General features: G+C 69.7%; 13 protein-coding genes and 4 pseudogenes. 9 read left to right on the top strand and 8 right to left on the bottom strand.

Annotated features, from left to right (window positions below):
- Positions 1 to 42: 42 nt before the first annotated feature.
- Positions 43 to 242 (top strand): annotated as a pseudogene (locus ACF1BE_RS26650) (transposase family protein); the annotation flags it as partial.
- Positions 243 to 322: 80 nt separating this feature from the next.
- Here ACF1BE_RS26650 and ACF1BE_RS26645 read toward each other — a convergent pair.
- On the bottom strand, positions 323 to 886 hold the full coding sequence (locus ACF1BE_RS26645) for a hypothetical protein (protein ID WP_392201580.1): 564 nt from the start codon (positions 884 to 886) through the stop codon (positions 323 to 325).
- 397 nt (positions 887 to 1283) lie between these two features.
- Here ACF1BE_RS26645 and ACF1BE_RS26640 point away from each other — a divergent pair.
- Positions 1284 to 1486, top strand: a pseudogene (locus tag ACF1BE_RS26640) (LysR substrate-binding domain-containing protein); the annotation flags it as partial.
- Positions 1487 to 1661: 175 nt separating this feature from the next.
- Here ACF1BE_RS26640 and ACF1BE_RS26635 read toward each other — a convergent pair.
- The gene (locus ACF1BE_RS26635; protein ID WP_392201539.1) at positions 1662 to 1898 is read right to left on the bottom strand and encodes a hypothetical protein; all 237 of its coding nucleotides are present in this window, start codon (positions 1896 to 1898) and stop codon (positions 1662 to 1664) included.
- Between the two features lie 134 nt (positions 1899 to 2032).
- On the opposite strand from ACF1BE_RS26635, the gene ACF1BE_RS26630 reads away from it, so the two are divergent.
- The 6 genes and pseudogenes from ACF1BE_RS26630 (at position 2033) to ACF1BE_RS26605 (ending at position 7322) form a co-directional block, all read left to right on the top strand.
- Entirely contained in the window at positions 2033 to 2983 is a 951-nt protein-coding gene (locus tag ACF1BE_RS26630) for a hypothetical protein (protein ID WP_392201538.1), read from the top strand.
- Positions 2984 to 3275: 292 nt separating this feature from the next.
- Complete coding sequence (locus tag ACF1BE_RS26625) at positions 3276 to 4145, top strand: hypothetical protein (protein ID WP_392201537.1); 870 nt, start codon at positions 3276 to 3278, stop codon at positions 4143 to 4145.
- A 32-nt stretch (positions 4146 to 4177) separates the two neighbouring features.
- Positions 4178 to 4405, top strand: coding sequence for a hypothetical protein (locus ACF1BE_RS26620; protein WP_392201536.1), 228 nt, complete (start codon positions 4178 to 4180; stop codon positions 4403 to 4405).
- A gap of 637 nt (positions 4406 to 5042) precedes the next feature.
- Positions 5043 to 5201: pseudogene (locus ACF1BE_RS26615) on the top strand (IS5/IS1182 family transposase); the annotation flags it as partial.
- 107 nt (positions 5202 to 5308) lie between these two features.
- Positions 5309 to 6298, top strand: a complete 990-nt coding sequence (locus tag ACF1BE_RS26610; RefSeq protein WP_392201535.1) for an ornithine cyclodeaminase family protein — start codon at positions 5309 to 5311, stop codon at positions 6296 to 6298.
- Positions 6299 to 6854: 556 nt separating this feature from the next.
- A complete protein-coding gene (locus tag ACF1BE_RS26605) occupies positions 6855 to 7322 on the top strand; it encodes a hypothetical protein (RefSeq protein WP_392201534.1) in 468 nt (155 codons plus the stop codon).
- Positions 7323 to 7793: 471 nt separating this feature from the next.
- Here ACF1BE_RS26605 and ACF1BE_RS26600 read toward each other — a convergent pair whose 3' ends face one another.
- The 6 genes and pseudogenes from ACF1BE_RS26600 to ACF1BE_RS26575 all read right to left on the bottom strand — a co-directional run bounded on the left by ACF1BE_RS26600 (position 7794) and on the right by ACF1BE_RS26575 (position 10530).
- A complete protein-coding gene (locus ACF1BE_RS26600) occupies positions 7794 to 8357 on the bottom strand; it encodes an SDR family NAD(P)-dependent oxidoreductase (protein WP_392201533.1) in 564 nt (187 codons plus the stop codon).
- 85 nt (positions 8358 to 8442) lie between these two features.
- Positions 8443 to 8835 (bottom strand): ester cyclase, encoded by a 393-nt coding sequence (locus ACF1BE_RS26595; protein ID WP_392201532.1) that lies wholly within the window; start codon positions 8833 to 8835, stop codon positions 8443 to 8445.
- Positions 8836 to 8984: 149 nt separating this feature from the next.
- Positions 8985 to 9110 carry an SDR family oxidoreductase gene (locus ACF1BE_RS26590; protein WP_392201579.1) on the bottom strand — a complete coding sequence of 42 codons (126 nt, stop codon included), beginning with the start codon at positions 9108 to 9110 and terminating at the stop codon, positions 8985 to 8987.
- Between the two features lie 109 nt (positions 9111 to 9219).
- Positions 9220 to 9681 (bottom strand): annotated as a pseudogene (locus ACF1BE_RS26585) (asparagine synthase-related protein); the annotation flags it as partial.
- Positions 9682 to 9974: 293 nt separating this feature from the next.
- Positions 9975 to 10190, bottom strand: coding sequence for a hypothetical protein (locus ACF1BE_RS26580; protein WP_392201531.1), 216 nt, complete (start codon positions 10188 to 10190; stop codon positions 9975 to 9977).
- A gap of 1 nt (position 10191) precedes the next feature.
- Positions 10192 to 10530, bottom strand: coding sequence for a lasso peptide biosynthesis B2 protein (locus ACF1BE_RS26575; RefSeq protein WP_392201530.1), 339 nt, complete (start codon positions 10528 to 10530; stop codon positions 10192 to 10194).
- 540 nt (positions 10531 to 11070) lie between these two features.
- Here ACF1BE_RS26575 and ACF1BE_RS26570 point away from each other — a divergent pair.
- The gene (locus tag ACF1BE_RS26570) at positions 11071 to 12126 is read left to right on the top strand and encodes a DUF6424 family protein (protein WP_392201529.1); all 1056 of its coding nucleotides are present in this window, start codon (positions 11071 to 11073) and stop codon (positions 12124 to 12126) included.
- The last annotated feature ends 377 nt before the right edge of the window (positions 12127 to 12503 follow it).

Raw genomic sequence — 12503 nt, 5'->3', positions numbered from 1 at the left:
GCCACGGCGTCGGAGTCGTCCTGGACAGCCCCGTTCACCGGGCTGAACCCTCAGGCAGTTCGGCAAGCTGGTCACCGCGCTGCGAGCGCGAGGGCGCCGACCCGGTCCGTAAGGGCCGGCCCTGGAGCCCGCCGCTGGAGGATCGAGTATTGCCGGTCGCCGCTTACCGGCGCACGAACCTCACCCTGGGCCAATTGGCGCCCCTGTTCGGGGTGTCGAGGTCGGCGGCCGACCGCATCATCGCCGAGCAGTCGAAGAACTACCGGTGCTTCACCCGCGCGGCGCCCAGGCGGTTTCCGGACGCGGTGAGCTCCGCGGCCCGTCACCGGTCGGCCGTGGCCCGTGGAGCGACTTCGCAGTGATCGATCTGGTCCACGCGCCCCGCGCTGGCAACGGGCACGCGGACGGTTGCTTTGTCCTTCGCGGACACCGACACCTGATCGGAGGTGTCGATCATGGTGAAGCCGTGCTCGTCCTTGAAGCTGACCCTCACGGTGAAGATGCCGTCACGTCCGTTCGGATTCCTGACCTCGACCGTCGCGTACGGGTCGTCCGTGCTCGCGCAGTGTATGAGCACGGCGGTGCCGTCCTTCTTCGGCCGGGCGGTATCGCCGGAGGAGGACGCCCTGGGCGTGGAACGGCCGGTGGGCCGCGAACGGTACGTACTGCCGTAGCTGCCGCCGGCACTCGTCCCGGTATCGTGCGCGTCGCTGCCGTACGGCTGGCTGCTGGACGAGCCGCTGCCGTGCGAGCCACCGTAGCCCGACGTCGACGAACTGTCGTGGTCCTGGCTGGAGCTGCTGCAACCACCCCCGCCACCGCTGTGATGGCCGCGGCTCCCGTGGCCACGGCCCGACGAGAATCCGGTCAGGGCCAGCACGACCATCGCCGACACCGCTGTGAATCTGAGTCCTCGCCCCCGCATGTACATGCCGCCACCCTACTCATGGCCGTCACACCCGCCCCGCCGAGGGCCGAGCGGCCCGTCTTGCGTCGTGCGGGCCCGTGCCGGCCCCCCTCTCCGTGACCAGCGCGTACACGCAGCGGTCGGTCGCGCGGTCCGTCCGGCACCCGTACCTGACGCCGCCCCTCACCACGGGGGCGCCGGTGATCTCGTGCTCGTGGCGCGCCTCTCCGGCCACCCAGCCCCGGCGATCACGGCCGTCACCCGAGCGATCACTTCCACCGCCTGAACCGCCGCCAAGGCCGCGCACGATCGCATGTCCCCCAGCACGACCGGGGCCCTTGCTCGAAGCATCGATACTGCCCTGACAAAAACGGAGCTGCTGCCCAGGGCCCGGCGCATCCTCGCCGACGCGGACACCGCCCGGTACGAAGTGCAGGAGCTGGTGCAACTGTGCCTGAGGGGGCGACCCCGAGCCTGTGCACGGGACTGCTGCCGGACGTGCTGCGCGCCTTCCACGACCGCTATCCGGGCATCCGGCTGCTGTGCAGGGCATCCTGGTACGCCGATGCGGTGAGTGACGATGCGCCGCGGTCGTAGGCGAGGCCGGCGACGTGAAGAACGGCACTTGCACGGTCGGGGTCCAGCATCCCTGCACCGGCACCTCCGGCCGGATCGAGAACTCGTCCATACGGGGCGCACACGGGCACGCGGCAGCGAACACGCAGTTGTCCATCCACGCTCCACAGATGTCATTTCAGAAACGCTGGAAGCGGCGGCCGGCGGTGCCGACCAGGATGCGGCGCGTGATCGCCTCGTGAGCGGCGGAATCCTGGCCCACGACGAGGACGCGGGCACTGCCATCGAGTCGGCCGCGGTGGAAGATCGGCCATTCGACACGGAAGTTCTTGGCCGGGTCGATGTCCGAGCCCGGGTAGTCGCCGACCAGGGCGGCGTAGGGGTCTTGGGTGTAGCCAGGGTCGAATGGACGCATTCACGGCTCCTACGCCATGCGAGCGATCATTGGTGACGCATGGTAGCCGGTGGGTGACTTCACGATTTGCTGCTTGTTAGGTGGCGTTCACCGGTCGACGAGCCTCGGAAGAGGTCGGGCGAAGGGGACGCCGCATGCCGCGTGCAGAAGACGAGCCGACGACGCGTATCGCCCTTCGGGGCCGCCTGGTCACCCCGGACGGCCGCACCACCGGTATCGACGACGGCATCCTGTACGTCGACGCGGGCCGTATCGCGGCCCGCCTCAAGCAGCCGCACCGGCTCCTGCTGCACCTGGCGGAAGGCACCGGCCAGGCGGCGCCCAAGCACTTCCTGGCCCTCAAGCCCAGCGATGAACGGTGGGCGATCAACGAGAACCCGGCCGGCATTCACTGCACCGCGCTGACCGGCGAAGACTTCCGCACCCTGGCGGGCCACGGCGAGTCGATGGTGTGGCCGCCGGTGTCGAACCTGCTGCTGTACGGGGAGAGCGCCGACATCGCCGTCGCCCGCCCGGCCGGGATGCTCATCGGGCTGGGCTCGGACTGGTCCATCTCCGTCAGCAAGGGGCTGCTGGGCGAGCTCAAGGCCGCCCGCCCGGCCGCCGATGCTGACGAAGCCGACCTGAGCGACCGCGACCTGGTGGCCATGGCCATCCGGGATGCGTCCCGAATCCTGCGCTGGGAGCTGGCGGTGGGCTCGCTGCCACCCGGGCTGCAGGGCCGACCCGATCGTCACCGCCGGCAATGCCGACGACCCCTGCACGGTCCTGGTCCAGGCAGCGGACACCGACATCCGGCTGGTCGTCATCGACGGCGTGGCCCGCTACGGCAACCGCGAGCTCCTCACGGCCCTCTTCCCGCACACCGTGGTGGAAAAGATGCCACCTGGGGCGCCGGTCGAGCGCGGCGTGCCTCTCCGCGACCCGAACGCCGACCCGATCGTAGCGGGACTGTCGTTGGCCGAGTCGAGCAAGCGGCTGCCCACAGCGCCGAGCGATCTACCCTCCGTGGCCGCGCGGGCCCATCAGCCGTCCCCGTGACCGGCGGCACGCACGGGAGTGTGCGCTGGCAGCTCCCTGAATGAGCTCGCACCCACCGGCGGCGAACTGCGCCCCGTCCGCCCCTGTTCGCCGCCGGCCGTACCCACCCGGCCGGACCCGAAGTAGGTCTCACCGCCGCTGCGGCGCCTCTGGCCCCCGTCGCCCTGGACGGCCTGACCGCCCCCGTCGACACCACCGTCCTGTCCGTCCTAGCCGATGAAAACAACCTGCCCGCCGGTTACGGCACACGCCTGTCGCAGCCTTTGACCTGACGATTCGTCCGTTTCCGCCCGGCGCGCGGCACCGGGCATCCATCTCCCAGAACAGGAGCCCGACATGCTCATCCACAACCTGGCCCTGGTATCCCAGACCGGGCACATCACTCCGTCCCAGCTCACCCGGGTGGCCGCCGCCCTGCAGAAACAGGCGCTGCGGGATTTCGAGCCCATCTGGAACGTCCACGCCACCGTCGACGCCTTCGACACCCTCCGCGATGTGCCCCCCGGCTACTGGCCCATGATCGTCAAGGACGACATCCAGCAGCCCGGAGCCGCCGGCGTCCACCTCGACCACAACGGGCAGCCCTTCTCCTTGATCGAGTACAGCGACAGCTGGTCACTGACCGCCAGCCACGAACTGCTCGAGATGCTCGGCGACCCCAGTGGCAACCGGCTCGTCGCGGGACAGTCGCCCAACCCTGACCAGGGGGTGGTGGAATTCCTAGTCGAGGTCGCCGACCCGTCAGAGGCCCCGGAAAACGGCTACACCGTCAACGGCATGCTGGTCTCGGACTTCTTCACCCCGCACTTCTACGACCCGGTCGCCGCACCCGGAGTGCGCTACAGCTTCACCGGCAAGCTGGACGGCCCCCGCAAAATCCTCCCCGGCGGCTACATCAGCTGGCACGACCCGGTCAGCGACCACTGGTTCCAGCAGGTCTGGTTCGACACCCCCCAACCCCAGTTCCGTGACCTGGGGCGCCTGACCGCCCGCGCCGGCAGCCTTCGCTCGGCCATCGACTCCCGCACCCAGACGATCTCGCGCATCGCCGCCAGCGGCCCACAGTCGGACCGCTTCGCCGTCGCCCGCACGCTGACCGCGTCGGTGAAGGAAACCACCGCCGCCCGGGCTGATCGCTGGAGCAGCCGCATCGAGGAACTGCAGTCCCAGCCCGTCATCGAGGGCACCTGGGAAGAGGGCGAGTAGGACAATGCTCCGGTCGGGACGGAGGACCCCTCATGGTGAGTGACGAGAAATCTGACAGGGATCGTATCGACGAGCTTCAGGAAGTAGTCGACAAGCTCGCCACTGGCGGTGCTTCGACCGGTGCTCCTGCGTCGACCGGGCCTCACGCCGAGAGTCTGCGGGAGGCTGTTCACCGTCGGATGCACGAGCTCAAGGCTGAGTCCGAGGCCAAAGAGAAACGTACCGAGAAGGCTTCCGGATCGGATGACGAGTCCACCTGAGTTCCTTCGTTCACGATGGTACGGGCCGGCTGCCGGGCACCACCGTGTTCCCGCTCGGAGTGCCAGCCAGCCGAACGCCAGGAACGAGACCCAACCACCGATCAGGAGCAGGAAGAACATAGTCTCGCAGTACGCCTTGATGCAGAGGCTGCCGAAGTAGTGGAGCGATGCGAAGACGATGGTCCCCAGCGAGCCGGACACCCCGCTTCTCACCGCACAACTGGGAGTGAGCCGAGCCGGACTGCACCGGGTCATCCTCGACGAACTGGCGGCGAAAGGGGGCCATCGACCGGACCGAATCCGACCGAGCGTGGCAGAGCGGATCGAGAATCCACCAGATCACGAACCGGACGGGCTGCCTCTGTCACTGGGCGTCTCCGGCGCGATCTTGCATGACAGCCTCGGCACGAAGCCAATGGTGCACGTCATCCCGCCCATCCCTTCGCGGCGCGGCCTGCGGCCCGCGTCGCCGACGCCCGGCCGAGCTCTGCCCACCCGCACCGCCTCGTCGTCCCGGCGCACCCCGCCCGACCACATCGGCCGGATCGTGTCGGTCGACATAACCTTGGTCCGGGCCCACCACCACGCCGGAGCACTCGTAACTGGAGCCGCAGGCCGCAACGAGCCGGCCGATCACACGCTCGGACGCTCCAGCGGCGGGTTGAGCACCAAGATCCACCTGGCCACGGACGACCGTGCACGGCCTCTGGCCCTGACCGCCACAGCAGGCCAGGCCGGTGACGCGCCCGCCTTCGAAACGGTGCCGGCCCGCATCCGGGTGCCGAAAGGTGGCCCTGCCCGGCCCCAGGACGGCGTGTCATAGCCGGGGCAATGGGGCCCTGCGATCGACGCTTTGGCTGTACGGTCGCTGGCCGGACAACCGGCATCAGGAGATGGAGAAGCATGCTTGTTCTGGGCCGCTCGCAGGTCGAGGCCCTGCTCGACGTGGACTCGCTGATCGATGCCATGGCGCCGGCGATGGCAGACCTCAGTGCGGGCCGCGCCTCGGTACCCGACCGCGTCGCCGCCCTGGTGCCCGAACGAGATGGATTCCTGGCGGCCATGCCGGGCTTCCTGCCGTCGGCCGGGGTGCTCATGACCAAGCTGGTGTCACTCTTCCCGCACAACGACGGGGCACGCTTGCCTACACATCAGGCGCTGATCGTGGCGTTCGATCCGGACACGGGCGAGCCCGCCGCGCTGCTGGACGGTACGGCCATCACCGCAGCCCGGACCGGCGCCTGCTCCGCGTTGTCAGCGCGACTGCTGGCCCGCGAGGACGCGACCGTGCTGGCAGTGCTGGGCACCGGCGTGCAGGCCCGGTCCCACGCCCACGCGATCTGCCGGGTCCGCCCGATCCGGCAGATCCGCGTCGCGGGACGCAATCCGGCGAAAGCCGCTGGCCTGGCCGCGGAACTCTCCGCCGTACTGGAGCGCGAAGTCCAGGCCGTGTCCAGCTACGCCGAGGCGCTCGACGGCGCGGACATCGCCGCCGCGACGACGCACGCCGTCGAACCCGTGATCCGCCGTTCCTGGCTGACACCCGGGGTGCACATCACGTCCGTGGGATACAACCCCGCCGGCCGCGAGATCGACGACTCCACGGTCGCCGAGGCACTGGTGTGCGTCGAATCGCGCCAGGCCGTGCTTGCCCCGCTTCCTGCGGGCAGCAACGACCTGCTCATGCCGATCCGCGACGGCCTCATCACAGCCGAACACGTACACGCCGAACTGGGTGAACTCATTGCCGGCAGCAAACCGGGGCGCACCACACCGGACCAGATCACCCTCTACAAGTCGGTCGGCGTGGCAGCGCAGGACGCCGCGGCCACGGCCCTGGTCATCGCCTCCGCCCGCGAGCAGTCAATCGGCGAGGAGATCACGCTGCGGTGATGCTGCTACCAGGCGGCACGCGGTCCACGGCGGATGGATCGCAACGCCCGGTCCATCCGTTGAGCACATTCACCCGTACACGGTCGAGCACATTCGCGTGTATGCCGGCAGGCCCCGGACCCTACGGTCGGCAGATCCGCAACGGGATGGCGCGCCCGGACGGCGTACGCGGTGATGTCGCCGGCCATGGCGGCGTCGACATGATCGCGACCCGGATGATCAGCGACTGCGCATGCTGGATTGGCGATGGCGACTGTGACCGGAGCGGGGACCATCGGCTGCTGGTCGGACCTGAGCACTCACATGGACGGCATCTCGGCGGATGATGCGTTCGTCCCACCGCTGACGCGCGGGCCGGATACCGTACTAGGTCCCCGGCGCGGAAGGGCAATGACGCATGGACAGGTCTGCTTCCAGGAGTTTGGTCCGTAAGAGCTTTGTGTTGGGTGTGGCCGTGGTGTCGGTCGTGTTCGGCGCTACGGCGAGTGGGGCTGCGCCTGGGGGCGGGGCGAGGGCTGCCGCTGTCCGTGGGGGCCATGAAAACGGTTGTCCGGTTGTGTATTTCGACCTGGGCGAAACCCTGTTGCACACCGCAGAGGACGGCAGCACTTCCTATCAGCGTGGCGCGGCTTCGTATCTGCGCTCGCTGCGTGAACGTCACATCAGAGTCGGACTGATCACCAATGTTCCGTCTTCGTGGGGTACGACCGACGCCGAGCGGGCCGCCAAACTGAAGGAGGAGGTCGACGCGACGTGGCGGGGTCCGGTCCCTTTCGCCTGGGAGGATTTCGGGAATCGCGTCCTCACACCGCGCGCCGAGACCGAGCGTAAGCCGGCTCCGATCCTCTGGCAGCGCGCAAGGGCCGAGTCGGGTCGGTGCCGCGTCGTCTACGAGGCGGAAACGGCCGAAGAGGTCATGGTCGCGTCCTCGCTGGGCTTCGTGCCGTACCAGGTCGGTCGGCCCCACCGGCCCGCGTTCCTGCCGGTGGGGCTGATCGAACTCCTTGGCCATCGGTCCCGCTGATACGAACTGATCGCCGAGTTGCATCCTGGTCTCGCTCGCCGAGGCCGGGGACTGCGGCGCGGGCCTGGACGGCGAAGGAACGCGGGGCCCACGCCGACGCCCTCGGTGACGGCCGCGCGCCGATCGTCGTCTCGGCTGCCTCGGAGCGCGCCAAGCCCGACCAGGACCCCAGCACCTGGTTACCGCCGAGCGCCGGCTACCGCTGCCAGTACGCGAGTGGTGATGCTTCGTAGCCGGGTGGGGGCAGGGACATCAGCGCGGTCGCCCAGCGGGTCCGGGTGGACGCCGTTTTCGACCTCGCCGCGCGCCTACCGCGTTGTGGAAGCCGCCCGGGACCGGTGACCGTGCCGACAACGGCGTCCTCGGTCTCGCGGACCCCGTGCTTGCGCCGGCCGCGCACGGACGGCTCCAGGCGCTCTCCAGCTCCTGGCGGACCACGCCTTCGAGACCCGCCGCTGTCCAGCTGGTCAGTCACTGGCGCACGGTGGCCGGATCGGTGGTCGACGGGCACAGCGCCCACGGTGCGGTGAGCCGGTGCTCGGCGCAGAGGCGCTCCAGGGCGGCCCTGCGGTGCCGGTACGGCCGGGCCAACGGCAAGTCGAACTCCGGCCGGTCCGGATTGGTCACCGCCCAGAAGGACCCGGCACTGCTCGAGACGGTGACCACGATGGGGTTCGAGGACTTACGCAGCAGGGGAAGTGCTGCCTCCGTCACGCGCACGACTCCCACCGCGTTGGTGTCGAAGGCCCGCAGAGCCGTGGGACCGTCGGTCGCTCCGTCGCCCAGGACGCCCGCGTTGTTCACCAGGACGTCGAGGCGGCCCTCGGCCGAGTCGATCGCCGCCAGCGCGGCTCTCACCGATGCGTCGTCGGTCACGTCGAGCTGCACGAATCGGGCGCCGAGTGCCGCCGCGGCCTTCTCACCTCGCTCGACGTCACGAGCGCCGATGTAGACGACGTGGCCCCACGCCGAGAGCTGTCTGGCTGTCTCGAAGCCGATGCCCTTATTGGCCCCAGTGATCAATGTGATGGTCATGCGTGCCCTCGCGGGTTGTCCGGCCCGAGTGGGCCGTGGGTGATGTCCGGACTGTTCTTCGGGGTACGGGTGCTGATTGCGGGGGTCAGCCGGTCAGCTGCCGGAGGAGTTCACCGGCGTCGTGCAGGGCGGTCATATGCACGAACCGTCCGTTGCGGACCTGAGAGATGGCGTACTCGACGATCGTGAACGAGGCGCCGGTGGGAGCAACACCGAGCCATTCCTTCACCGGAGTACCCGCGTTGACCAGACGCGCGGCCAGACGGTCACCGTCGGACAGCAGTTCCTCGAGTTCCCAGCGGAGGCTCGGAACCGCGTCCACGTCAGCCTTCTGAACCGCGATGAGGTCTTCCCGGGTGGCCGGCTCACCGTTCAGGGTGGTCCGGTCGTCGATGAAGTCGTCCATCGCATCGAACTTGTGGGCGTTGAGCGCCTCGATATAGCGCAGGTAGAACGCGCGCAGATCGCTGTCGGACATGAAGACGACCCTTCCGTGGGGCAGTTCCGGACCGGGACCGCGACCACATGCGAAGGAGACACGACGCCCTCCACGGCCTCGCCGTGCCGGGCATCGCTGAGGAGGATGTCCGCCGATCAGCCACTACTGATCACTGTGCCTCCCGCCTTTCAGATCTGGTTCAGGCCGCCGTCGACGTACAGGCTCGAACCGGTGATGAAGCTGCTCTGCCCGCAGGCGAGGAAGATCACGGCGGCGGCGATCTCCTCCGGCCGCCCGAGCCGGCCCAGCGGCACACGCGTCGCCAGATGCTGCTTGAACCGCTCCGGGTCGGGGGTGAGCCCCGACAGTGCGGTAGGCGTGGACGACGTCCCGCAGGCCCCGCTCGCTTCCCGCGGCCCAGGCGCGTGCCTGCCGGGTCATCTGCCGGAACCGGCCCGTGCGTGCGAGCCGGTGCAGGTGGAAGGGGTTGGCGTCCGCGATCGGATCGGCCTCGCAGCCGGTCAAGAGGGTGTCACAGCCCCGTTCCGCCGCCGCGGCGTGGAGCCGGCTCCAGAGCGGGGCGCGGAAGGCGTGCGCGTGGGGCTCGTCCGAGTCTCCCGCGTGGTGCGGGAAGTCGTCGAAGTCGGCCACGTCGTCGGCGTCGACGATCACCGGGCGGGCCGCGGGGGTCTGCCGGCGGATCTCCTCCAGCGCGAGGTCGAGGTACGGCTGCTCCGCGGCCGGCTCTCCGCGGGAGAAGCGCCCGGCGAGCAGGATCAGCTCCTCGGGGCCGCCGTGTCCCGCGGCGAGGAGACGTGCGGCGAGCAGCGCGACGCCGGTGGAGTCGGTGCCGCCTGAGACATGGCAGGCCGTCGTCGTGCCCATACGGCGTCCGACGGCGTTCTCCAGCGCCAGGCGCAACTGCCGCGCGGCCTCATCGAGGCGGGATTCCTCGGCCGTGGACGTAAGCGGGTCGGTGGCGGGACGGGCGCGTCGCGGCGTACGACCGCGCAGTTGTCCGGTGCGGGAGAGCTCCACCACCTCGCCGCCGAGGACACGGTGCACCCCGGCGAACGGGGTGCGGTCCGTGTGGGGTTGTGCCAGGTTGCCCCTGAGGTACCGGCAGAAGTAGCGGGTGTGGAGCTGTGTGGCACTGCCCAGGCTGCGGGCGGAGGTGCTCACGTCGAGATCTGCGGGGCGGTTCCCGGACGGCCGAAGGCGTCGAGCAGGCCGTGGGCACCCGCCACCCGGTCGCGGGTCGAGCCGACCCAGCCGACGACGGCCGCGGTGCCGGCCGGTGAGGAGACCGTCGTCACGAGTCCTTGACGTGCCAGGGCGGCGGTGGTGCGGAGCCTCGGGGCGCCGTCGGCCCAGTCAAGGCGAAGTTTCTCCATGTCACGGTCCCCCGCGGCCGATCGACAGCACGGGGGTGAAGGCGTGCCCTCGCGGATCGGCGTCGGGGATGCACAGTCCGCCCGAGGACGTCCAGGCGCGCAGGGCGAAAGGGTGCTCGCGCACACCGACGTGGAGTACGGCCTGGCGGCCGCACCGCCGCAGCAGGACGAAGGCCGTCACCGCCTCGGACTTGCAGTCGCCGTTGACCAGCCAGCTGCTGCGGCTGTGCGACCGCACCGCTCGCTTCAGCCGTCCGACCTCCACCGCCAAGGGGAGGTCCGCGCGGGCGTATTCCGGGGCAACCAGGGACAGCAGCCGAACAGCACGTCCGAATCCCACGCTCCGGATCAGCAGGTGCACTCCTCGCAACCAAAGCCCGACGGCGGCGTCCGCGTGCCTCTTCCGGCGGTCCGTCGCGCACCCGGCCCGCAGGAGAGCGGTGACGAGCTCGGCGCGTTCCTCCGGGCTCCCCCCGGTGAACTTTTGGAGGTCCGCCGCTGTCATCCCGAGAAAACGCGTCCGTTTCCAGTCCGCGATCAGTGCTCCGTCGGACATCCCGGTGACATGGCAGTGCGGTGACAGGATCCTTGCCATGGCTGCCATGGCGTCGGCGTCCTCTGCCACCGCACATCCTCTCAGGTATTCCACTGCGCAAGGTGTCAGGACAGGTAACCGTGGCCGTCGTAGAGTCCGCCGCTGAAGCCCCGGATCAGACGGCCGTTGCCGAGAAGGACCAGCCGGTGCGGCTTACGACGCCGCAGCAATCCGGAGAAACATCGCCCACCTCCAGAACCAGGCAGGACAGGACCGATCAACTCCAGGCTACTCCGCCCGGAATGCCCCGCAACCGGACTGCCGCGCCGATCGGGCCGGCCTTCCATGACCGCCCGCCGTACAAGGTCGGTCAACGTCAAAGAGCCGTACACGTCAGCGGCTTGTGCACAGCCATCGCCGCCCAGGTCGCGACCGGCCGGTTCGCGGAGCACGATGGAAGCACAGGGATTCCGCCCCGCGAGCCGGCGGCCGGCCCGTGAGGCCGAGCCAAGGAGGTCAGCCATGGGCCACCCCGAACCTCGGCCGGGCGGCATCGAATCGGAGAACCATCCGTGGAAGATCCGCCTCGTCGAGCACCCGAAACGCTTTGAATCGTCACATTTCCGGGCCGCCAAAGAGACAGCCCACAAGATCCTCCACGCCATGGACGATGCCGACCTGCCATACGGACCGAGGCCCGTGGACGACAAGGGGGTGAAGAATTCCGAGCGCTGGGAGATGCACCACGGCGGCAGTCTGTGGGTCAAGGGATCCCGCGGGTGGTGCATGTACCGCGCCCGGGTCGGCATCGAGTGGAGCATGCAGTTCTGCGCGGACCCCGAGAAGGTGGACCGGCTCCGGCAGGACGCCGCCGAACTGGTCGACGCCTTCCCGCTCACGCTGCCCGCGCTGGCGGAATTCGGCTACAAGCGCGCCGAAGACCTGTTGCGTACGCCGATCAAGGACGCCGACGGCGTCGAGGCGTGGACCGACTCCCTGTTCAATGCGTGCGTGCCCCTGAGCCACGCCAACCACCAGGGCATTCTTCCGAGCGTGGCCGGTGAACACCACTATCCCTGGCCTGTGAAGGGGGCGGACTTCGTCCGGTACGACGACTTCCAGCTCTGGGTGACCCTGCCCGACGGCACCCACGGCGCCGTCGCTCCGGTGGACCGCCGCGGCTCCGGTGACGGGCACGTCCGCCTGGCCTTCGTCCCGGAGGGAAGTGCCGCCGCCCCCACGATCGCCGAGGCCCAGGACCGGGGGCTCATGGCCGTCCTGCCGGCGAACAGCGATGTGGCCCTGCAGGCCTTCGCCCAGCAGATCGCCCCCGGCCGGCGCACCGCGGCCGGCCCGCTGTCCTCCCGCGCACCACGGCGCACCGGCCGGAGCTCCGGCTAGCGGGGGTCCCGGTCAGTCGCCGGGCTAACGCCGATCTTCCAGGCCGCGCGATGCCGGGCGCGGATGCTCCGGCAGGGCACCGTCGACCCCGGTTCCACTCGATCAGGGTGTCCTGACGGCTCCTGCCGTACGATGCCTCGCCAAGACCGCGCGGGAGAGGTTCTTGGTCCCCCTCGTGCTGGCTGCCCTCTTGGCGGCGTCCGACGCCCACGGCCGTGTCCTCATCCTCGACGAGCGCGGCGATTGGCTTGGCGCGGAGCCGGTGTGAGGCTATCGCCGCCTTGCGGGGCGCCGCGCAAGAACACGGCATGACGGCTCACCACGGTTCCAACGGCGGTGCTCTCCGGCGCGGTTGGAATGCGCCGCCTCGCGGGCTA

This window comes from Streptomyces sp. NPDC014991 (assembly GCF_043080665.1).
In the GTDB taxonomy this organism is placed as follows: Bacteria; Actinomycetota; Actinomycetes; order Streptomycetales; family Streptomycetaceae; genus Streptomyces.
This window is presented reverse-complemented; position numbering and strand designations above follow the sequence as displayed.

Bases quoted from the DNA above. Each gene is read 5' to 3' on its own strand.
- ACF1BE_RS26600 (WP_392201533.1), bottom strand. From the start codon at position 8,357: ATGACCATCACATTGATCACTGGGGCCAATAAGGGCATCGGCTTCGAG.
- ACF1BE_RS26625 (WP_392201537.1), top strand. From the start codon at position 3,276: ATGCTCATCCACAACCTGGCCCTGGTATCCCAGACCGGGCACATCACT.
- ACF1BE_RS26610 (WP_392201535.1), top strand. From the start codon at position 5,309: ATGCTTGTTCTGGGCCGCTCGCAGGTCGAGGCCCTGCTCGACGTGGAC.
- ACF1BE_RS26580 (WP_392201531.1), bottom strand. From the start codon at position 10,190: ATGGAGAAACTTCGCCTTGACTGGGCCGACGGCGCCCCGAGGCTCCGC.
- ACF1BE_RS26635 (WP_392201539.1), bottom strand. From the start codon at position 1,898: ATGCGTCCATTCGACCCTGGCTACACCCAAGACCCCTACGCCGCCCTG.
- ACF1BE_RS26645 (WP_392201580.1), bottom strand. From the start codon at position 886: ATGGTCGTGCTGGCCCTGACCGGATTCTCGTCGGGCCGTGGCCACGGG.
- ACF1BE_RS26570 (WP_392201529.1), top strand. From the start codon at position 11,071: ATGACCGCCCGCCGTACAAGGTCGGTCAACGTCAAAGAGCCGTACACG.
- ACF1BE_RS26620 (WP_392201536.1), top strand. From the start codon at position 4,178: ATGGTGAGTGACGAGAAATCTGACAGGGATCGTATCGACGAGCTTCAG.
- ACF1BE_RS26595 (WP_392201532.1), bottom strand. From the start codon at position 8,835: ATGTCCGACAGCGATCTGCGCGCGTTCTACCTGCGCTATATCGAGGCG.
- ACF1BE_RS26630 (WP_392201538.1), top strand. From the start codon at position 2,033: ATGCCGCGTGCAGAAGACGAGCCGACGACGCGTATCGCCCTTCGGGGC.